Here is a 19,732-nt window from a genome sequence, read left to right as displayed (position 1 = left end):
CTCCGCGCCCGTCACGGCGGGACGCCTCGCAGGTCATCGCCGCGCGCGACCTTCGAGGTTCGTCCCCGGCTTCGCTCGGCGCGACGACCTCACAGCTCATCGCTCGCGCGACCTCCGAGGTTCGTCCCCGCGTCGGCTCCGCGCCCGTCACGGCGGGACGCCTCGCAGCCCATCGCCGCGCGCGACCTTCGAGGTTCGTCCCCGGCTTCGCTCGGCGCGACGACCTCACAGCTCATCGCTCGCGCCGGACCTCCGAGGTTCGTCCCCGCGTCGGCGCCGTCACGGCCGCCGAGAATCCTCGCTCGCACGGCTTCGATCCGACATCGAGATCGTGCTTCGCCGGGACGATCTCTCTGTCGCCGCCGACACGAAGATCGCGCCTCCCGCTTTGACTCACGGCGGTCGTCGCGGTCGCCGTGTGCACCGCGGCCGGCGTCCGCCGTAGAGTGCCGCCGTGGCCCTGCCTGCACCGCCGCGACGACGCGCCCTGCTGTGGGCCGTCTCGTGCGTCGGCGCCGTCGTCCTGCTGTGGCTCGCCTCGCGCAAGGTGCCGCTGTGGCCCGACGTGCTGCACCTCCCGCGGCCCGGGCTGTTCGCGCTGGCGGCCGCGCTGCACGTCGCCTACAGCCTGATGCGCGCCGTGCGGCTGCGCTGGGCCTTGCCGCCGGGCGTACCTGTCTCTCGGGACCTGCTGGTCGGCAGCGGCCTGGTCTCGTTCCTCGTCATCCTGCTCCTGCCGCTGCGGCTCGGCGAGCTGTCGCGGCCGCTGATCCTCGCGCGCGCCGGCGTCGCCGGGCTCGGCCTGCCGGAGGCGATCGCCGCGATCGCCAGCGAGCGGCTGCTCGACGGCCTGCTCGTCGTCGGCATGTTGTTCCTCGGCCTCGGCCTGTCGACCGCCTTCAGCCCCGAGTTCGCGGCGCTGGTCGGCTCGGTCGAGCGGTTCGGCCTGGCCTCCGGCGTCGTCTTCGCCGGCCTCATGCTCGGGCTGGGGCTCCTGGCCTTCACCCCTCCGCGGCACCACGAGCGCCTCGGCGGCCTCGTGCGTCCGGTCCTGGGCGCCCGGCTCGGCGACTTCGTGTTCCACCTCGCCGCCGCCTTGCGGCCGATCTTCACCAGCGCCCGCGGCCTCCTCCTCCTCGCCGCCTCGCTGGTCTACTGGGCGATCACCCTCCTGCAGTTGTGGCTGGTGCTGCAGGCCTGCGGCCTCGATCTCGGGGCCGGCGAGGCCGCCGTGATCGTCGCCGTGGTCGGCCTCAGCATCCAGCTGCCCGGCGGGCCGGCCCAGGTCGGCAGCTTTCAGTTCGGCGCCGCCCTGGCCCTGCAGTTGTTCGTCGGCCCGGCCGATCTCGTCGGGCCCGGGGCCAGCTTCGGCGCCCTGATGTACCTGCTCGGCCTCCTCGGCGCCGTCGTCCTCGCCCTCCCCGGCCTCGTGCTCCTCGGCCGCGACCGGCGCCGGCGGCCCGCGGAGCCCGCGGCCGGCGGGCCTTCCGAACCCGGTCCGATCGCCTGACCGGCCGGGAATTCTCCGGCGATCGCCCGGTCCGTGGCCTTTCACGCGGCGGCGTCGTCCCGGGCCCCCGCGCCGGGGCGTTGCTGGACGGCCGCTCCCGCGGGTATGCTCCGCCGGCGCGGCGCCGCCCTGAGCCCCGCGCTGGAGAGTTCATGTCGCGCGACCTTCGTACGCTTCGCCAGTTGTTCCGCCCCGGTCTTTTGGGCCTGTTCGCCCTGACCCTCACCACCGCGGCGTGCGGCAAGAAGGGCGAGACCTCCGCCCCCGGCGAGAAGGGCATTTCGGTCGAGGAGGCCGACCGCAAGCGGGCCGAGGCGCAGAAGGCGGCCAAGGCCGACACGCTGGTCTCGCTGGCCAACAAGGACCTCGCCAGCGGCCGCTGGGCCTCGGCGCGGGAGCGGGCCAAGCGCGCGCTCGAGTCCGAGTCGAAGAACGCCGACGCCTACGCGGTGCTCGGCGCGGCCAACTGGCGCGCGGGTGACTACGTCGGCTCGACCAAGGCCTTCAAGGAGGCGCTCGAGCTCGACCGCAAGAACTTCGGCGCCGCCGTCGGCCTCGGCCGCAACTACCAGGCCGTCGGCGACCACAAGGCGGCGATCGAGCTGCAGGACACGATCCTCGCGGCCGACCAGAACCAGATCGACCCGCTGCTGATCAAGCTGTGGAGCTACTACGCCCAGCTCGACGCGGTCAACGCGGTGAAGACGCTCGACGCGGTGTTCAAGCTGATCGAGCCCGACAACCCGCTGCTGCCGCTGCTGCAGAGCCACGCCGCGTTCATGCGGCCGCTCGAGGGCAAGGCCGACCTGGCCAAGGTCGACGGGGCCAAGGGCACCTCCGACCTGCAGATCGATCCGGCCCAGGGGCTCAAGCACTCCGGCGCGACCGTCGGCGGCGAGTACACCCGGGTGCTGCTGCTCGAGCTGCGCGAGGAGGCGCGGATCCACAAGGCCTTCGCCGACCAGCTCAAGCTGAAGGAGGTCGCCAAGATCAAGACCTTCGGCAGCGACACCGAGACCAGCATCGTCATCATCCCCGAGGTCAAGTTCGGCGACCTCAAGATCTCGAACGTCCCGGCGATCGTCGACGACCTCTCGACCTTCGGCCTCGGTGAGACGCCCGGGGTCCTGCTCGGCCGCCAGGTGCTGAGCAAGATCGGCGCGATCACCTTCGACTTCCCGAACGCCTCCCTCGAGCTGCAGAGCGCCCCGCCGACCGCCGCCCCCGCCGGCGCGACCGCGTCGCAGCTGCTCATGCTCGACCTCCACCTGTTCCTCGTCCCCACCGTCCCCGTCACCCTCGACGGCTCCGACGCCCAGTTCTACGCCTGGCTCGGCGGCTCCTACGGCACCGCGCTCACCGTGGCCAAGAAGAACTACCTCAAGAGCGGCCACCTCCCGCGCGAGCTCGACCCGCTCGACGACCCCAACGCCGGCCTCAAGATGGTCTACATCGACCAGGCCAAGGTCGGCGACCTCGGCGTCAAGGGCGTCGGCGGCCTCGTCCTCGCCAACACCCCGCCCGACGGCGGCCTGGCCCAGGTCGTCGAGCTCGGCGGCTTCGAGCTCGGCGGCTACATCAACGTCCCGCTGCTCAAGAGCATGAAGGTCACCTACGCCCTCTCCCAGGGCCAGGTGTTCTTCGCCCCGAAGACCGCGGGCAAGTGACTCGCGCCGGCGCTCGCACGTCGCCCCTCGAACCTCCGACGAACGACCTCGCGGCCCCCCGCGAGGTCGTTCCTGCTTTCTCCCGCGCATGACTCGCGAGCCGCCTGCTGCGGACGCGAACGGACGCGAGGACCATGCGTGGCGCAGTCGCGGCTCCGCGAAGATCCCCAGTCGTTCGTCCACCGCTTCGCCGCCGCGCTTCCGCTGTCGCAACCCGCAGCGCCCCGGCAAAATCACGGCCGCCCCACCTCGCGAAGTCACGGCCTTGCCCCTCCGCCGTGTGCGGCGAACCCCGCACCCCGCACGAGCGGCCGCAGGCGGGTGCCGTTCGCGGCCACCGGCGGCGTAGCCGGCGGGCTCGCGCGCCCCCGCCCGCGCTTTTGGTCTATCGTGGATCCGTGGCCGGATGGTTGGAGATCCGCCGGGGCCAGGCTCCCGTCACCAACGTCAACCTCGTCGGGCGTCGCGTCGTCGTCGGCCGCTCTCCTGACTGCGACGTCGTCCTCAACACCACCTCGGTCTCCCGCCAGCACGCCGAGCTGATCTGCGACACCGTCGGCTGGCGCGTGCGCGACCTCGGCAGCCGCAACGGCACCGGCGTCAACGGCACCCGCGTCGCCGGCGAGCGCGCCCTGCAGTCCGGCGACGTCCTCCGCATCGACGAGTTCGACCTCGTGTTCCACGCCGGTCCGGCCCCGCTGCGCCCGGCCGCGCGCCCGCGCACCAGCGTCACCGACGGCGCCTTCGGCCCGGCGCGCACCCTGCAGGAGCTCGGCCCGCCCAAGGTCGACGCCTCGCACCTCTCGCGGCTCCTCGGCTTCAGCGCCGCCTTGCTGGCCGAAGGGGCAGCCGACCAGCGGATGTTCCAGCTGTGCGAGCTGATGACGAGCGCGCACTTCCACGGCAACGCCGCCGTGGTGCTGCGGATCCTCCGCTCCGACGCCAGCACCCCCGAGATCCTGTCGGGCCCGACCGGCCCCGGCGGCGAGCCGCCGATCAGCCGCTCCGTCATCAAGGCCGTGCTCGCCAGCGACGCCCCCGTGCTCGCCAGCTCCGGCCCGGCCGGGCCGAAGAACAACATGGTCCAGATGTCGGTCGTGTTCGGCGGCCAGGCCACCGCCGCCGTGGCCTGCCCGATCCGCGGCGACGGCGAGCACCTCGACGTCCTCTACGTCATGCTGCCCGGCCAGTACGGCACCGCCGAGTGGCTGGCCCTCGCCTCGCTCGCCTCGGCGATGTTCCGCCAGGCCGAGGACGCCTGGGCCGCGCGCGAGGCCGCCCAGCGCCAGGCCCTGCTCGAGGAGGAGCTGCGGCGGGCGTCGGCGATCCAGGCCCGGCTTGTCCCGCGGGACATGTCCTCCGGGTCACTTCAGATCGGCTTCGGCTTCACCCCGTGCAAGGGCGTCGGCGGCGACTACGTCGACGCGCTGCCGACCCGCGACGGCCGCGTCCTCGTCACCGTCATGGACGTCGCCGGCAAGGGCATCGACGCCGCGCTGATCGCCTCCGGCCTGCACACCACCGTCCACCTGGCGGTGCGCCAGGGCATGTCGCTGCCCGACCTGGTCCACACCCTGAACCGCCAGCTGCTCGACACCTGGAGCGGCGAGACCTTCGTGACCCTCGCGGCCGCGCTGATCGACCCGAAGACCGGCGCGCTCGAGGCGGTCGGCTGCGGTCACCCGGCGCCGATGGTCGTCACCCCGAATGGCACGATCCGCGAGCTCCGCCTGGCCGAGGGCATGCCGATCGGCCTCCTCGACATCGAGCTCGAGCTCAGCACCGACCGCCTCCGCCCCGGCGAGCTGCTCCTCCTCTACTCCGACGGCCTGTCCGAGTGCTTCAACGAGGACGACAAGATCCTCGGCGTCGACGGCCTCACCGAGATGGTCGCCGACATCCGCCGCGCCGCCGGCCGCAAGCCCGACCTCGAGTGGTTCGAGGCCCAGCTCAAGGACCGCCTCGCCCTCCACCGCGGCCGCGCCCCCGCCTCCGACGACATCAGCTTCGCCCTCGCCCTGTTCGGCGCCTGAAGCCACGCGGCCGAGCGTGTGCTTCGCGCTTCGGGACATGCTCGTTCGCCCATGATCTTTTCAGAACATGCGCGAGCAGGGCTCCCGTCCTCGCCGCTCAGGTCCTCACTCGGCCGACCCGGCACTGCCAGGAGCCTGTCTCTCGCCGCTCGCGCCTCCGCGAGAGCTGCGATTCGTCCCGTCGCGGCGAGGATGACTCACGGCGACGGCTTTACACCCCCCGCGCGACCCGTGAAGCCGCTCGCGCAGGCGTGCAGGGGCGATGGCATCTGCGGCTTCGGTCCCGGCCTCCGCAGACGCGCGCGCGACCTCGTGCCTCGCGGCGATCGACCGTCGCGCGGCCTCACCGTCGCCTTCGGACCGCGCGATCGGCCGAACGTTCATCGACCGTACAACTACTCCACGCTCGCGCCGTGCTGCCCTGCCGCGCCCACGACCTCGCGCGCTGGGCCGGACGGGGCGGCCCTCCTTGCGTGCCCGCCGCGGATCAGCCCGCCGGCCCGCGCGATCGGACATGTCCTCGGAGACATCTCCGCGCACCCGCGATCGCGGCCGCCGGGGCGCGCGCGTCTGCGCCCCGCGAGGTTCTGCTTGGCCCCACGAACGGCGTCCTTGTAACGTCGACGTCCCATGGCCGACACCCATGACGACGAGCTCGCGGCCCTGCGCGCCGAGAACGAGCGCCTGCGGGGCGAGCTCGCCGCGCTGGCGCAGGCCGAGGAGCGCTTCCGGGTGCTGTTCGAGCACTCGTCGGACGCCCACCTGATCTTCGACCACACCGGCATCCTCGACTGCAACACCGCCGCGCTGCGGATGCTGCGCTGCGACGACCCCTCGCGGCTGCGCTCCATGCACCCCGCCCAGCTCTCGCCGGAGCGGCAGCCCGACGGTCGGCTCTCGCGCGAGAAGTCGATCGAGATGGACGACACCGCCCGGAGACGCGGCGTGCATCGCTTCGAGTGGCTGCACCAGCGCATGGACGGCGAGCTGTTCCCGGTCGAGGTCACGCTCACCCCCGTGCGGCTGGCGAGCGGGCCGGTGCTGCTGGTGGCCTGGCGCGACCTCACCGAGCAGCGGGCCCGCGAGGCCGAGCTGCGTGAGCACGCGGTCCAGCTCGCGCTGCAGCAGCAGGTGATCCGCCGCCTCTCCACGCCGATCCTCAGCGTCGCCGCCGGCGTGCTGCTGGTCCCGATCGTCGGCGAGCTCGATCCCGACGGCGCCGCGGCGATGACCGGCAGCGTGCTCGAGGCGATCGCCGAGCGCCGCGCTCGCGCCGTGATCCTCGACCTCACCGGCGCCGACGATCTCGACGCCGACACCACCGCGGCCCTCGTGCGCACCGGCACCGCCGCGTCGCTGCTCGGCGCCCGCGTGGTGCTCGCGGGCATCAAGCCGTCGCTGGCCCGCACCCTCGTCGGCCTCGATCTCGACCTGGCGCAGGTGCGCACCACCAGCACCGCCGAACAGGCCATCGCCGCCGCCCTCGCGTCCACGTAATCGTCGGCGGCATCTCCCGCGGCCCTCGCTGATTCTCCGTCACCTCGGCGCGCCGATCGTCGAGCCCTGTCGGCTCCGCATGCGCCTGCTCCGGCCTGCTCGAAGGGCCAGGGGCACGGCACCGGCGTGGATGCGCGCGCGTCGCGAGGGTGACGATCCTCAGCCCGCCCACTATCCTCGCCGGCAGATGGCGCAAGCGAAGAAGAAGTCGAAGCAGGCGACCGCAGAGGCCGAAAAGAAGGCCAAGAAGGCGAAAATTTCCGCCAGCGCGCAGACCGACAATCACCGCCGAGGTACCGGTCGCATCGCGACGGGCTGGTTCAACCTCGGCAGGACGGCCGCGAAGAAGGCCGCGAAGAAGCCGGCCGCCAGGGCCAAGAAAGCCGCCGCGACCGCGGCCCGCAAGGCCGACAAGACGGCCGCTGCCGGGGCCGACAGGACGACCAAAAAGCTCGGCGCGAAGAGCAAGGCCGACAAGAAGGCCTGTGCAGGCGGTACGGGTGGACGACATGGAGGCGGTAGGACCCGTTGTCCGAAGCGCTTCGGGCCCGGCTACGGGCAGCCGACGGCGCCGACCTCCTCCCAACGGGCGTTCTCCGCCACGTAGATGCAACCGAACTCGCCGTCGCACAGATCCTCCGGCGTGGTGCAGAACAGCCCATGCACCCCGCAGGCGTCCTGCGAGACGGCACAAACGGCGCCGCCGCAGTCTTCGTCGGTGGCGCAGTTCGACGGCATGCAGCGGCCGCTGCCGTTCCACGTGCAGTAACAACTGGTCCCCGCCGCGCAGTCTTCGGTCGCCTCGCAACTGGGCGGCAGGCACTCGCAGAACACCCCCAGGTCGACGTCTTCGCGCTGCTCGCAGGTGCCGCCGCCGCAGTCGGCGTCCTCCGAGCAGGTGCTGCCTTCACCCGGCGTCGTGCACGGGTTCGCCGCCGCGAGCTGGCACAGCGCCGGCTCTCGTTGATGCTCGTGCCCCCCCTCGCCGCATCGGTACCGGCCGTAGTCGAGCGGCTCGTCGGGCACGCACAACGCCTCCTCCGCGTCTTCGCTCGTGGCGGCCTCGGAGTCGGACTCACTGTAATCGCCCAGGTCGCCTCGGGGCGGGGTGCAAGCCCCCGCGCCAAGCAGCAGGGCCGACAGGACAAAGAAGGTGTGGGTAGGGTATGTAGGTGTCATGGTAAGAATCTCCGTAGGTCAGGAGTTACCTGTGATTTCCCGGCTCACCGCAAATCCGTGAGCCGGTCGTCCTGCCCAGGGAGGTCGTTCGAGCGGCACCCGCGCCGCGGCGCGGGCCGGCAACGCCTCGTCGATCAAGTCCACGGCCGTCACGTTGCCGGTCACGCCGAAGTCGTGCAGCTCGACCTGCTTGTCGGCCCACGTCGACCCGAGGAGCTGCTGGCGAACGGCCTGGCCGTCGCGTCGATTCACCGCCGCCCGTAGGTGTGCAGGCGGTACTGGATCGTCCGCACGCTGATGTCGAGGATCTCGGCCGCGCGGGCGGTCGAGCCGCCGACGGCGTCGAGCGTGGAGAGGATCGCGTGGCGCTCGATCTCCGCCATCGTCGCGCCGGGGATTCGCACGCCCCCCTGGACGTCGGGGGCGCCCTCGAACGGCAGGTGGTCGGCGTCGAGGCGCGGCGTGGGTGGTACAAGACCGAGCGGCGGAAGGAAATCGTCCTCGCGGATGTCCCCGATGGCGAGATGCTGGACGGCAAGCCCCTGCGCAGCACATTGATCGCTGCGGGCGTGCCGCAGCGACCCGAGTTCGGCAGCCCGATCAACACGCTCAAGGACAAGCAGCGGCCAAAGCAGGCTGAATTCCAACCACCAACGCTCCCTTGGGCGGGCTCCGACTCCAGCCTTGTCAGCTACGGACTCATGGGCGTCGGGGGGCTGCTGTTGGCTGGGGCGCTGTGGGAGCGGCGTCAACAGGGGGTGGGGAGGCTTTTTGGAGGATGAGCGCGAACGGGGCCAGCGGGGCACACTCGTCCATCAGGACGTATATCTCGGTTCGGACGTCCGGCGACCGGCGCACCGCATCGAGAAACACGCGCATGAATCTCTCGTGCAAGCGTGAGGGCTTCGCGTCTCGATTCTCCCAGTTGTACACAGTCCGTGCTGTCACTAGAAAGAGTCGCGCGAAATCATCCACGGACAATCTGAGCTGACGGCGCAACTGTCGTGAAAGAGGTTCAGCAGCCGCTGCCAGGGCCGACAAGACGACCACAAAGCGCGGCGCGAAGAGCAAGGCCGACAAGAAGGTCGAGAAGGCCGCCGGCAGGGCCGACAAGACGACCAAAAAGCTCGGCGCGAAGGGCAAGGCCGACAAGAAGGCCGAGAAGGCCGCTGCCAGGGCCGACAGGACGACCAAAGAGGTCGCGAAGGGCAAGGCCGACAAGACGGCCAAGAAGCTCGACAAGAAGACAAAGCAGGCCGACAAGACGACAAAGAAGGCCGACAAGAAGTCCAGACAGGGCGACAAGAGGACCGCGAAGCCCGGCAAGAAGGCCAATAAATCTGCGGCCGCGCGCTCGCGCCGCGAGCTCGGCCCGGCCTCGCCCGAGCTCCTGGCCGCGCGGCGGTTCTACGCCCTCGCGATCGACGCCGAGGCCCACGCCGCGAGCGCCGAGGGCCTGACCGATCGGTCAGGTGACGATCTGGTCGCCGCCCACCTCGGGCGCAACTTCGGCTACTTCGGGGCGATCGACAAGACCCTGTCCGGCTTCTACGTCCTCGACGACGAGGGCGACAACTACTACCTCGCCGACCTGCGCGACAGCGGCCAGGTGTGGTGGCAGGACCACGAGACCCGCGAGGTCTCGCTCCGCTTCGACAGCGTCGCCGACTTCGCCGCCTACCGCGAGGCGAAGGCCGAGGCCGACGAGGACGAGGACGAGGACGACATCGCCGCCCGCTTCCGGCCGCGTTGTACGTGGTTGGATGTTGCGCGACAGGCGAGCGCGGGTCTGGGGAGTCGCCGCTAGGAGGCTGGATGTGCGCGCGACAGGCGAGCGTGGGACTGGCGGGGAACTGGGGCCGATACGAGGTTGGATGTGCGCGCGACAGGCGAGCGGGGGTCTGGCGGGGGGCTGGGGAGGACGCCGCTACGAGGTTGGATGTGCGCGCGACAGGCGAGCGGGGGTCTGGCGGGGAACTGGGGCCGATACGAGGTTGGATGTGCGCGCGGCAAGCGATCGCGGGCCCTGGCGGGGGGCTGGGAAAGGTCGCCGATGCGAGCAGGATGGGCGCGAGGCACGAGCGGGCATCCTGCTCGCATCGTCCACGTCCGATCGCGGCCCTCGTGGGCCCGGCGGCGGAACACCCGGGGGGCCTCGGGATTTCGCAACATGGATGCAGTTGCAATTTGGTTGCAAAAATGAAACTCTCCTGCCCCCCATGATGGAGCCGCCGCCCACCCCGCTCGTCCCTCGTCGTCCCTTCGACCTCTGGCCGGACGAGCTCGCCCGGCCCGGGGCGCGGCGATGGATCGATCGCCTGGGGGTGCTCGCCTCGCTTGCGTGCTTGATCCACTGCCTGGCCACGCCGCTGATGATCGCGCTGCTGCCGCTGGTCGCCGACGAGCGCTTCGAGGGCGGGTTGTCGCTCGCGCTCGTCGCCCTGGCGTCGTACTCGGCCGGAGCCTCGTGGCTGGCCGGCGACCGCCGACCGCTCGCGCCCTTCGCCGTCGGCCTGACGGCCCTCGCGCTGCGGGGTTGCCTGGCGCGGGGCGAAGCGGACCCCGTCGATACCCTGCTGGTGCTCGTCGCGGCCTGCGGGATGATCGTCACCCACGTGCTGGGCCTGCGGGCGGGGCAGCACGGAACGTCGGGCGCAGGAGGTGTCCGGAGGGACATGTCCTCGTGATCCTCCGCGGGACGCGGTCGTGCGGCGTGTCCTCGTCTCGGGGACTGCGCTCGTCGACCTCCCGTGCAGCGATCGGACAGCCCGTCCCTACGCGAGCATCAGCGCTCCGTCCACGTCGATCACCGCGCCCATGTCGCGCCAGTGCGGCACGAGCAGTTCCAGCGCGTCCCTCGCCGAGATGCCTCGCCGTCCGCACGCCCGCTCGAGCATCTTCATGCCGGTCCGCCCGAGCGAGTGATTCGGCCACGTGGGGTCAGAAGCGCTTGCCGAGGCCGGCGACGAGCTGGGCGCTCGGCACGACGGCCCAGGCGTCGGCGAGGCGGGGGCCGGGGTCGCGGCGCAGCACGGCGAAGCCGCCGGTCAGCGTCAGGCCGAGGTAGACGCCGGCCGCGAGGTCGACGGTGAGCGCCGCCGTGGCGCCGAAGCGGCCGGCGAAGCCCGTCCGCGGGCCGGCGCGGCCCGGGGTCTCGAAGCGCTGCAGCAGCCAGCCGAGGCCGACGTGCATGCCGAGGTCGATGCTGACGCCGCGCAGGTCCCAGGCGTGGACCAGGCGCGCGCCGAGCTCGACGTGATCGGTCGTCGCGACCAGCGGCGCGTTGGTGAACCCGCCGCGGCACCACCCGGCGAGCGGGACGACGCTGAAGTGCCGCGCCTCGAGCGGATAGCCGACCTGCACGCCGTGGCACAGCCGTCCGCCGTCGAGCGGCGTGGCGAGCAGGTAGCCGACCTGCGGGCCGTGGGCGAGGCGGCGGTCGCTGCCGCCCTTGCGGACCATCCGGGCGTAGCGGAACGCCTGCAGCTCCGACGCCGCGAGCGCGTGGGTGCGGCCGGGCGCGACGGTGACGCTGCCCTCGATCAGGTCGTCCTCGCCGCGGCCGCGCAGGTAGTAGCGACCGGCGCGGAGCACCAGCTTGCGCGCGCGCGCCTGCGCGTCGACCTCGGCGATCACCGGCCCGTCGGCGCCGCCCTGCATCACGATGAACGCCCGCCCGGCCGGGACCACCAGCGCGCCGTGATTGACGGGCGTCGCCTGCAGCGTCGTCAGGACCACCTCGCCCTGGCCGCGGAACTCATAGGCGTACGTCGGGTGCTGGATCCCCGCGTAGGTCTTGCTCGTCGCCCGCAGCGTCCCGTCGTACGCGTACTTGTAGACCTCGTCGAGCGCGACCGACCCGTCGCCGTCGCTGTCGGCGGCGCCGAGCAGGCCCGAGACGAAGTAGTGGGTGAAGAAGGCGCCGCGCAGGCGCTCGGACTCCTGCGCGTCCTCGCCGGCGGCGCTCGCCGTCAGGAACACGACGCCCTGGCCGGCCGGGCGCACGCGGACGCGCGCCTGCAGCGGCGGCCCGGCGGTCGCGCCCTTGACCCGCGTGATCGCCCCGGACCGACAGGCGTCGAGGACGAGCAGGCGCATGCCCGCCGACGAGCCGCGGATCATCCGCTCGAGCAGCCCGAGGTCGAGCGTGGTCGCGCCGAGGTGCAGCCCGCGGGCGTCGGCGTGGCCGGAGTAGTAGACGAACAGCATCGCGTCGTCGCGATCCGGGCTGGCGCGGATCTCGTCGTTGATCCGCGCCACCGCGCGCAGCACGGTGTCGGCGTCCTCGCCGAGCAGGAGCTCGCTGCGATCGGGCGCGACGTCGCCGAGCGCCCGCATCACGTCGTGGACCTTGCGCGCGTCGTCCTCGGCGTAGCGCAGCGGGGCGTCCTGCGCGTCGCCGAGGTTGTTGCCGATCACCAACGCGTAGCGCGTCGGCGCGGCCGCGGCGAGCGCGGGCGCGGCGAGCGTGCCGGCGAACGCGAGCGCAGACAGGACGCGCGCGCCGGTCATCGCACGTCCTTGAGCAGGTCGATGCGGTCGACGGTGCAGCGCGGTCCGGGCTCGACGGCGGCGCCGCCCGCGAGCCGGGGCTCGAGCGCCGCGGCGTCGAACGCCTGCGGGCAGAACACGGCGACGAGGACCTCGCGCCCCGGCGTCGCGTCGAAGGCGAGGCTGAACGGCAGCGGCTCGTCGCGCGCGGGCCGGACCGGCGCGCTCGCGGGGCCGTCGGCGGGGTAGTGCCGCTGCACCCGTCCGGCGCCGTCGATGCCGAAGATCGCCAGGTGGCCGGGCTCGCTCGTGGTGTACGTCGGCTGCACGCGCGCGCCGGGGACGATGTGCTCGCCCGAGAGCAGCGGCGACAGCCCGCCGTCGCGCTCGACGTAGAGCCCGACGTGCGCCGCGCCCTTGGTCCGCACGACGTCCCCGGTGTCGAGCGCGGGCTCGGGCTCGGGCCCGGGGCCGGAGCGATCGGGGAGGAACACGAGGGCGAGCGCCGCAGCGGCCGCGAGCGCGGCCGAGACGCCGAGGAAGCGCCGCTTCGGGCGGTGCAGAGCGAGCGGAACGGGGCCGGTCGCGAACGCCTGCTGCTCGCCGCGGAGCTCGGCGATCCGCGCGGTACACCAGGCGCAGGCGCCGGCGTGACCGAGGACCTCGGCGCGAGCGCCGTCGTCGAGCTCGCCGACGATCAGGCGGTCGATCACGAGATCGGAGAGGCATCCGGGGGGACGTTGAAAGGCGCGTTGCATGTCAGCGGATCTCCTGCGCGTGGCCGGGGAGGCTCTCGAGGAGCGTGCCGATCCGGCGGCGCGAACAGCCGAGGACCTCGGCGATCTCGTGGTGGGTCATGCCGTCGATGTAGTAATGCACGGCGATCTGCGCGAGCTCGGCGGGGAGGCGCACGAGCAGCGCGCGCACGGCCGCGAGCTCCTCGGGCGCCCCGCCGTGGCCGCCGCTCGGAGCGGCGGCCTCGGCGTGGCGATCGAGCAGGCGCGCCCGGTTGCCCTGGTCACGGAGGATGTTGAGGCAGCGGTGCGTCACGGCGCTGTACAGCCAGGTGCTGAAGGCGCTGCGTCCGGCGAACTGCTCGGGGTGCGCGAGCAGCGAGACGAACGTGTCCTGTACGACGTCATGCGCGCGCGCCTCGTCGCCGAGGATCGAGCGAGCGCGGCGCAGGGCGCTCGCGCCGTAGGTGCGGTACAGCTCCGCGACCGTGGGGGTGAGCGCGGGCATTTTTTAGAGGAATTCCGGGAAGTGGAGCTGGTCCTCGTCGCCGAGCGTGAGGACGAGCGGGGTGTCGAACGGCACCGGCACCAGGGTGTCGTGGATGTGCCCGCAGGCGACCTCCTCCTCGATGCTCGTCGCGCCCGCGTGGCACGCTTCGATCGCCATCAGCTCCGCCTCGGTCTTGGGGGTGGCCTGGAACAGGTGGAAGCCGGCCTTCAACGGCTCGGGGAAGATGCCGAAGGTGACCGTGTCGTGGTCCTCCGGCAGGTCGCCCGCGGCGTAGACGAGCAGGTGGGTCTCGACGACGCCGGCCACCGGCGGCTCCTCCTCGGCGCCGAATTGGGCGAGGTCGGTCCCGGCCGGGACGGCGAAGATGTAGGCGATCGCGAAGCCCGGGTCGTTCTCGTCGAACTCGCTGAGCATGCTCGCGTCGGGGGCGGTGTAGAGGTCGAGGGCGAACGAGGCCGGGAAGCTGCCCTCGATCGCGGCCTTCTGCGCGACCATGTAGCCCTCGTGGACCTTGAAGGGGAACCAGGCGACGACGACGTCGAGGTCCTGCGCCGGCGCCTGGTCCGGCTTGGCGACCTCGCCGCGGAGGGTGAGCAGCGGCTCGCCCTGGTAGCCGGCGTCGACGTTGGCGTCGCAGGCGGGCGCGGCGGCGAGGAGGGTGAAGGCGGTGAAGAAGGTGTGCGTGCGCATGGGGTTCCTTGTCGTGCCGACCGGGTCGGCATTGCTTGAGGACCGTGACCCCTCGTCCCTGGGCAGCGCCCCGCATGTGACATTGCTCCGCACGTGCCCGCCCTGTCGAGGCCGAAGACGCGCCGCGATCGCGCGCTTCACGACGAGGTCGCACATGCCTCGCAGGATCGTACACACCGGGGCGGCGACGCCAGCCGCTCGAGCAGCGAGTCGCCAGCTCGGAGTTTCGCCGCCGAGCCGCTCGAGTCGCCGGTCACGAGGTCGTGGTCGTGGTCGTGGTCGATCGGTGACCTCGCCGTCGGACATCAGCGCTTCACGCGGACCGACGCTCCGACCCCCAGGAGTCACCCTGCAGCGTCGGAGCCGCGGACGTGTCGTCCTGCCCGCCCGGCTGCGCGAGCGACTCGCGCGCGGTCACGAGCCGCGCCTCCATACGACGCGCCCGGGCAAGCTCAGGGCGGCCGGCAGCGAGCGCTGCGGCGGCTCGCGGGCGAGGACGAGGCGTGCGCTTGTTCGAAAGCTGGCCGAGGACGCGGACGGGCGGCCCGCCGGGTGACCGCTCGTCGAAGGGGCGCTCCATGGCGCTTCCGCATGTCCTTCAGGGCATGCTCTCATGGACATGCTCTTTTCACCATGTCTTGAAAAGCATGTCCTGAGATCGCCTCGCGGAGAGCGAGGCCGTGGCGCTCCGCGACGTGCCGCCTGCGCGGGGCGAAGCTGCCGTCGCGGAGAGTTCGCTCGCGTTCAGGCGCGGCGGCGGCGGAGCAGCCAGCCCGTGAGCACGAACAGCGCGGTGAACGCGAGGCCGTCGCCCCGATCCCGGCCTTCGCTGCGACATCCGCAGCCGGCATCGGGGTCGCCGGTCGCGGGCTCGCCTGCGGTCGCCGGCTCGGTCGTGCCGGCGGTCGACGCAGCGCCGGTGACGGCGCCGCCGGTCGGTTCGTCGCCGGTCTCGGCCCCGGTGGGACCGTCGCTCGTGAGGTTGCCGGTCGGGCTGGTCCCGCTCGCCTCGCTGCTCGCGCTGCCGTCACCGCTGTCACCGCCGCTGCCGGTGTCGCTGCCGGTGCCGCTGCCGGTGTCGCTGCCGGTGGTGTCCTGGGGGTCCGTACCGGCGCACGGGGCCTCGGCGCGGGTCGGCTCGAAGTCGGGGCAGGAGGCAGGGTCGGCGCCGAGCGAGAGGCGCGGGAAGCCGAGCGTGCCGGTGGTCGGGTAGAGGTGCTCGACGCCCTGGCCGTCGACGATGTGGAAGAAGTAGCGGTGACAGCCGGGGCCGGGCGAGAGCACGGCCTCGTAGGTGCCCTGGTCGGGCTGACCGTGCCGCAGCGCCAGCGGCGCGCACACGGGCGTGACGCCGTCGGTGTAGTGCACGACCTCGGCGACCTGGGGCGGACCGCCGCCAGGCAGGGCGTAGGTGATGCCGAAGGTCGGGGTGTCCTCCGGCTGCATGTGCGGCCCGTTGCCGCCGTCGTGGACGATGTCGTGGAAGTGCACGCCGTCGCCGACGACCGGATAGGTCCCACCTGACCCGAAGACCAGGTGGTACACCGGCTTCCCGAACCCCTGCGCGAAGCCGGTACCGAGCGCGGTGGAGCCGGCGCCGTTGATCGAGCCCCAGTGGGCGTCGGACCCGATCCACCCCAGGATCGCCAGCTCGGGCGAGCCGAAGCCCTCCGCGCCGTTCTCGGCGTGCGCCCGGTCGGAGAAGTGGGTGAAGCGGTCGTACATGCTGGTGACGCCGCAGCCGGTCACCGGCCCGTCGCAGTGGGTGTCGTCGTCCATGCCGGCGAGCACGCAGCAGGTCGAGTGGTCCACGCACAGCGGACAGTCGGTGGTAGCGATGTGCGTCGCTTGAAAGTGGGCGGCGCGCGCGAGGTCGGCGACGAGCTCGAGCGGCGGCGTGGCCGGCGGGATCGGGCGCCCCGACGGCGTCTTGCCGTCCATGCTCAGCAGGGCGTCGGCGGCGGCCGGGTTGACGCGGATCCGGTTGGTCATGAAGCCGAGGACCCGCTCGTTGTGGGACGGCAGGGCGCCGACCGGCTCGCCGATCGGCACGGCGGCCGAGGCGAGCGCCGGGAAGAGGACCGCGGCGACGAAGGCGGCGCGATCCAGCGAGCAAGCGAAGTAAAACATGGGCGCGACGCTACCACACGGCGATCGGGTCGAAGCGCGGCCGGGTCCGCGCGCTCGCGAGGCGCTGCGGCTGCTCGCGGTCGAACCCGAACCAGCGATCGCAATCCTTCTCGTCCGGGCGCACGCGGCAGCTCGTCGGCGCGAACGCGACGTCCGCGACGATGACGCGAGAGTTCGCCCGGAGCGCTGCGGTCTGCGGCCCCTCGTCCCTTCGTCCATGCCCGCCTCGGGCTGCTCGCACTCGACAGCCGCAGGCGAAATGCATTCGAGCCGCGAATCACGGCTGGGTTCGGTTCGCGTCGATTCGCCCGGTCGTCCTCGCGGCGCCCACGGACGAACGCGCCCGCGTCGAGGCGCCCTGACGTCGCCTTCGCGCTACTGGCTGGCCTCCCACGCGTCGAGCTGCTTCATGCCGCGCTCACCGGCGACGCCGGCGCGGCCCAGCGACTCGCGGGCCCGCTTGGCGGCCTCGGCGGCCTCGCCGGCGGCTCCGGTGGCGCGCAGGGCCTGGGCGCGGGCGAGGTGCATGAGGCCGAGGTCGCCGGGGTCGTTGGTGGCGGCGGCGACGTTCTTGAGGGCGCGGTCGACGTGCTGCAGGGCGGCGGCGGGTTCTTGTTCGAGCAGGTCGATCTGCGCCTGTCCCAAGAGACAGAGGCCGAGGTCGGGGTGGTCGGGGCCGAGGGCCTTCTCCCGGATCGCGCAACCACGCTCGTAGGCCTCGCGGGCGCCGGGGTAGTCGGCGAGGTCGCGCCTGGCGTCGCCGATGAAGGTGAAGACGCCGGCGATGGCGGGGTGGTCGAGGCCGAGCGCCTCCTCGAGGTGGGCGCGGGCGGCCGCGAGCTCGGTCAGGGCCTCGGCTGGCTTTCCGGACAGCTGCAGCATGCCGCCGATGTTCTGGCGGATGACGCCGACCATCGGGTCCTTGGGGTTGATGGCCGCGAGGATCGCCTGCGACCGCTGCAGCGCGGCGATCGCCTCCGCGTGGCGGTTCTGCCGCTCGAGGCTGAGCGCGAGGTTGTTGAGCGGCAGCGCGAGGTCGGGGTGGCCGGAGCCGTGGGCGCGCTCGTCGAGGGCGACGGCCCGCTCGAACAGCTGCTGGGCCTCGAGGTACTTGCCGCCGCGCAGCTTGGACGCGCCGAGGGCGTTGAGCAGGCCGACCAGGCGCGGGTGGTCGGGGCCGAAGACTTTCTCGTAGAGGCCGATCGCCTCGCTCACCGAGGCCTCGGCGCCGGCGTTGTCGCCGGCGGCGATCGCGATCATGCCGACGTGGTGCAGCCACTGCGCGCGCTCGCGGTCGGGCTGGCCGCGGCGGCGCAAGAGCGCCTCGGCGTGGTCGACCCATGGCTGGGCCTCGGCCTTGCGGCCGAGCTTGTAGCCGACCACGAACATCTGGTTGAGCAGGCCGTCCCACAGCGTCTCGTCGTCGCGGTCGGCCACGGCCTGCCAGATCGCCGCGGCCTCGGTGACGCGCGCCGCCTCGTCGTGGCCGGCGTCGCGCTGCGCCCGGGCCAGCGCGTGGCGGGCCGCCGCGGTCAGGCTCGGGTCGTCGAGCGCGATCGCCTCGGTCGCGGTCGCCTCGAGCTCGGCCAGCGCGTCCTTGCTCTTGCCCGCGCTCGCCTTGGCCCGCGCCGCCCGCAGCCGCTCGCGCAGCGCCTCGCTGCGCGCCGGGTCGGCGACGGGTCTGGAGGCCAGCGCCCCGCTGCGCAGCGCGTCGGCGTCGGCGCAGCCCTGCAGCCCCGGCAGCGCCACCACCGCCTCCGAGGCCCGCTTCACCACCTGCTGGTCGGCCTGCTCGAGCAGGGCGACCAGCGCGTCGAAGTCCTTCAGGCGGTGCTGCAGGCAGGCCATGCGCAGGTCCATCAGCTCGGCCGACTGCTCGCCGCGCACCTGCGTCGCAGAACATGTCTCTTCGTACATGTTTTTCCAGTCCTGCGCGTAGCGATCGATCTGCGGCGCGGCGCCGGCCCACGACCCGGCCGCGTACGGCAGCCCGGTGGCGGCGAAGGCGGCCTCGATCGCCGCGCGGCGGCCCTCGTGCCAGACCGCGCCGACGCGCTCGGCCCCGCCGCCGCACACGCCCGGGCCGGTCATCGCCCACGCGGTGCCGCCGGCGACGGCGGCCGCCAGCAGCGCCCCGCCGAGGCCCAGGGCGCGCCGCTGGCGGCGGGCGCGACCGGCCTGCAGGTCGGCGAGCAGGGCGTCCATGCGCGGGTACCTGGCCTCTCGGTCAGGTTGCAGGCCGCGCATGCAGATCCGGTGCAGCCACCCGGGCACCTCGCTGCCGCGCGGCGGCGGCTCGCGCTGGCTGCTGCGGGCCTTGCGGGCCAGTTCCTCGAGGGTCGCGCCGGTGAACGGGCGCTTGCCGTAGAGCGCCTCGAACAGGGCGACGCAGAAGCTGAACTGGTCGGTGCGCGGGTCGACGGCGACGCCGGCGTGCTGCTCGGGCGACATGTACGCCGGCGTACCGACGATCGCGCCGTAGCGGGTGATCTGCGTGTCGAGGGCGCTGCTGCTGGCGGCCTCGGCCGCGCGCGCGGGCGGCTCGTGCTCCTCGTCGCGGCGGGCCAGCCCGAAGTCGGCGACCTGCGCCCGCAGCTTGCCGGTCGCGGCGTCGGTGCTGAGCAGCACGTTGTCGGGCTTGAAGTCGCGGTGGACCAGCCCGACCGCGTGCGCGGCCGCCAGCCCGGCGCCGGCCTGGGCGAACACGTCGACGACCTCGGTCCAGCGCGGGCGCGTCGCCATCCACGCCCGCAGGTCGGTGCCCTCGACCAGGTCCATGGCGATGAACACCTGGTCCTCGCGGTGCGCCCCGACGTCGAACACCGGCACCACGTTCGGGTGCGACAGCCTGGCCATCGCCTGCGCCTCGCGGATCATCCGCGTCCGCGCCTCGCCGACGGCCGCCCCGTGCAGCAGCTTGATCGCCACCTTGCGGTCGAGGTCGGGGTCGTAGGCCTTGAACACCGTGCCCATGCCGCCGGCCCCGAGCTGTTTGATCATCAGATAGCGCCCCAGCGTGCGCTCCGGCGGCTGCGCCTCGCCTCCCGCCGGCACGCTCGCGGTGGTCTTCTCGACGTCGACGTCGGTGCGCCGGTCGAGGCTGTCCGGCCGCACCACCGTCTCCTCGACGCTGCCGGCGCTCACGCTCGGCGCGGGCGCCGGCGCGGTGGTCTCCTCGAGCGCGTCTTTTTCCTGACCTTCGGGCCATGTCCTCTTGGACACTTGAATGCGCTCGTCCATCGGCCCGCTCGCCCCATCATCGGTCATGCCGGCCGCGCGGCCAACCTCCC

At 72.8% G+C, this 19,732-nt stretch carries 17 protein-coding genes and 1 pseudogene; 7 read left to right on the top strand and 11 right to left on the bottom strand.

Features of this window, described 5'->3' with window-relative positions; translation table 11 throughout:
- Window positions 1–454: 454 nt before the first annotated feature.
- From NAEX_RS23150 to NAEX_RS48140, 5 genes are all read left to right on the top strand, one after another.
- Window positions 455–1,510, top strand: a complete 1,056-nt coding sequence (locus NAEX_RS23150; protein WP_096329649.1) for a lysylphosphatidylglycerol synthase domain-containing protein — start codon at window positions 455–457, stop codon at window positions 1,508–1,510.
- 182 nt (window positions 1,511–1,692) lie between these two features.
- Window positions 1,693–3,177: a tetratricopeptide repeat protein gene (locus NAEX_RS23145; protein ID WP_143140256.1), complete on the top strand. Its 1,485-nt coding sequence runs from the start codon at window positions 1,693–1,695 to the stop codon at window positions 3,175–3,177.
- Between the two features lie 398 nt (window positions 3,178–3,575).
- Entirely contained in the window at window positions 3,576–5,210 is a 1,635-nt protein-coding gene (locus NAEX_RS23140) for a SpoIIE family protein phosphatase (RefSeq protein WP_170135942.1), read from the top strand.
- Window positions 5,211–5,840: 630 nt separating this feature from the next.
- The gene (locus tag NAEX_RS23135) at window positions 5,841–6,707 is read left to right on the top strand and encodes a PAS domain-containing protein (RefSeq protein WP_096329646.1); all 867 of its coding nucleotides are present in this window, start codon (window positions 5,841–5,843) and stop codon (window positions 6,705–6,707) included.
- 187 nt (window positions 6,708–6,894) lie between these two features.
- Window positions 6,895–7,314: a hypothetical protein gene (locus NAEX_RS48140; protein WP_143140255.1), complete on the top strand. Its 420-nt coding sequence runs from the start codon at window positions 6,895–6,897 to the stop codon at window positions 7,312–7,314.
- Here NAEX_RS48140 and NAEX_RS23125 read toward each other — a convergent pair.
- From NAEX_RS23125 to NAEX_RS23110, 4 genes and pseudogenes are all read right to left on the bottom strand, one after another.
- Window positions 7,260–7,886, bottom strand: a complete 627-nt coding sequence (locus tag NAEX_RS23125; RefSeq protein ID WP_143140254.1) for a hypothetical protein — start codon at window positions 7,884–7,886, stop codon at window positions 7,260–7,262. The genes NAEX_RS48140 and NAEX_RS23125 overlap by 55 nt on opposite strands.
- A gap of 18 nt (window positions 7,887–7,904) precedes the next feature.
- Window positions 7,905–8,138 carry a hypothetical protein gene (locus NAEX_RS23120; RefSeq protein WP_096329643.1) on the bottom strand — a complete coding sequence of 78 codons (234 nt, stop codon included), beginning with the start codon at window positions 8,136–8,138 and terminating at the stop codon, window positions 7,905–7,907.
- Window positions 8,135–8,330 (bottom strand): annotated as a pseudogene (locus NAEX_RS54610) (helix-turn-helix domain-containing protein); the annotation flags it as partial. The gene NAEX_RS23120 and the pseudogene NAEX_RS54610, both read right to left, overlap by 4 nt.
- 255 nt (window positions 8,331–8,585) lie before the next feature.
- Window positions 8,586–9,221: a helix-turn-helix domain-containing protein gene (locus NAEX_RS23110; RefSeq protein ID WP_096329642.1), complete on the bottom strand. Its 636-nt coding sequence runs from the start codon at window positions 9,219–9,221 to the stop codon at window positions 8,586–8,588.
- A gap of 274 nt (window positions 9,222–9,495) precedes the next feature.
- Between NAEX_RS23110 and NAEX_RS50580 the strand changes: the two genes are divergently transcribed.
- Window positions 9,496–9,693 carry a hypothetical protein gene (locus tag NAEX_RS50580; protein WP_096329641.1) on the top strand — a complete coding sequence of 66 codons (198 nt, stop codon included), beginning with the start codon at window positions 9,496–9,498 and terminating at the stop codon, window positions 9,691–9,693.
- Window positions 9,694–10,105: 412 nt separating this feature from the next.
- Window positions 10,106–10,573, top strand: a complete 468-nt coding sequence (locus tag NAEX_RS50575) for a MerC domain-containing protein (protein ID WP_170135941.1) — start codon at window positions 10,106–10,108, stop codon at window positions 10,571–10,573.
- An 87-nt stretch (window positions 10,574–10,660) separates the two neighbouring features.
- On the opposite strand, the gene NAEX_RS53870 is transcribed toward NAEX_RS50575, so the two are convergent.
- From NAEX_RS53870 to NAEX_RS23070, 7 genes are all read right to left on the bottom strand, one after another.
- Window positions 10,661–10,789: a hypothetical protein gene (locus NAEX_RS53870; RefSeq protein ID WP_256254019.1), complete on the bottom strand. Its 129-nt coding sequence runs from the start codon at window positions 10,787–10,789 to the stop codon at window positions 10,661–10,663.
- 37 nt (window positions 10,790–10,826) lie between these two features.
- Entirely contained in the window at window positions 10,827–12,398 is a 1,572-nt protein-coding gene (locus NAEX_RS23095) for a caspase family protein (protein WP_096329639.1), read from the bottom strand.
- Window positions 12,395–13,090, bottom strand: a complete 696-nt coding sequence (locus NAEX_RS23090) for a DUF4384 domain-containing protein (RefSeq protein ID WP_096329638.1) — start codon at window positions 13,088–13,090, stop codon at window positions 12,395–12,397. Before NAEX_RS23090 ends, NAEX_RS23095 begins: the two co-directional genes overlap by 4 nt.
- A gap of 46 nt (window positions 13,091–13,136) precedes the next feature.
- Complete coding sequence (locus NAEX_RS23085; protein ID WP_096329637.1) at window positions 13,137–13,619, bottom strand: RNA polymerase sigma factor; 483 nt, start codon at window positions 13,617–13,619, stop codon at window positions 13,137–13,139.
- 3 nt (window positions 13,620–13,622) lie between these two features.
- Entirely contained in the window at window positions 13,623–14,312 is a 690-nt protein-coding gene (locus NAEX_RS23080) for a hypothetical protein (protein ID WP_096329636.1), read from the bottom strand.
- Window positions 14,313–15,056: 744 nt separating this feature from the next.
- Window positions 15,057–16,442 (bottom strand): CAP domain-containing protein, encoded by a 1,386-nt coding sequence (locus NAEX_RS23075; RefSeq protein ID WP_096329635.1) that lies wholly within the window; start codon window positions 16,440–16,442, stop codon window positions 15,057–15,059.
- 375 nt (window positions 16,443–16,817) lie between these two features.
- The gene (locus NAEX_RS23070) at window positions 16,818–19,664 is read right to left on the bottom strand and encodes a serine/threonine-protein kinase (protein WP_170135940.1); all 2,847 of its coding nucleotides are present in this window, start codon (window positions 19,662–19,664) and stop codon (window positions 16,818–16,820) included.
- Between the last annotated feature and the right edge of the window lie 68 nt (window positions 19,665–19,732).

Origin of the sequence: Nannocystis exedens (genome assembly GCF_002343915.1) — a bacterium.
Lineage (GTDB): Bacteria > Myxococcota_A > Polyangia > Nannocystales > Nannocystaceae > Nannocystis > Nannocystis exedens.
The sequence above is the reverse complement of the archived record's forward strand: the minus strand, read 5'-3'. Positions and strand labels throughout refer to the sequence as shown.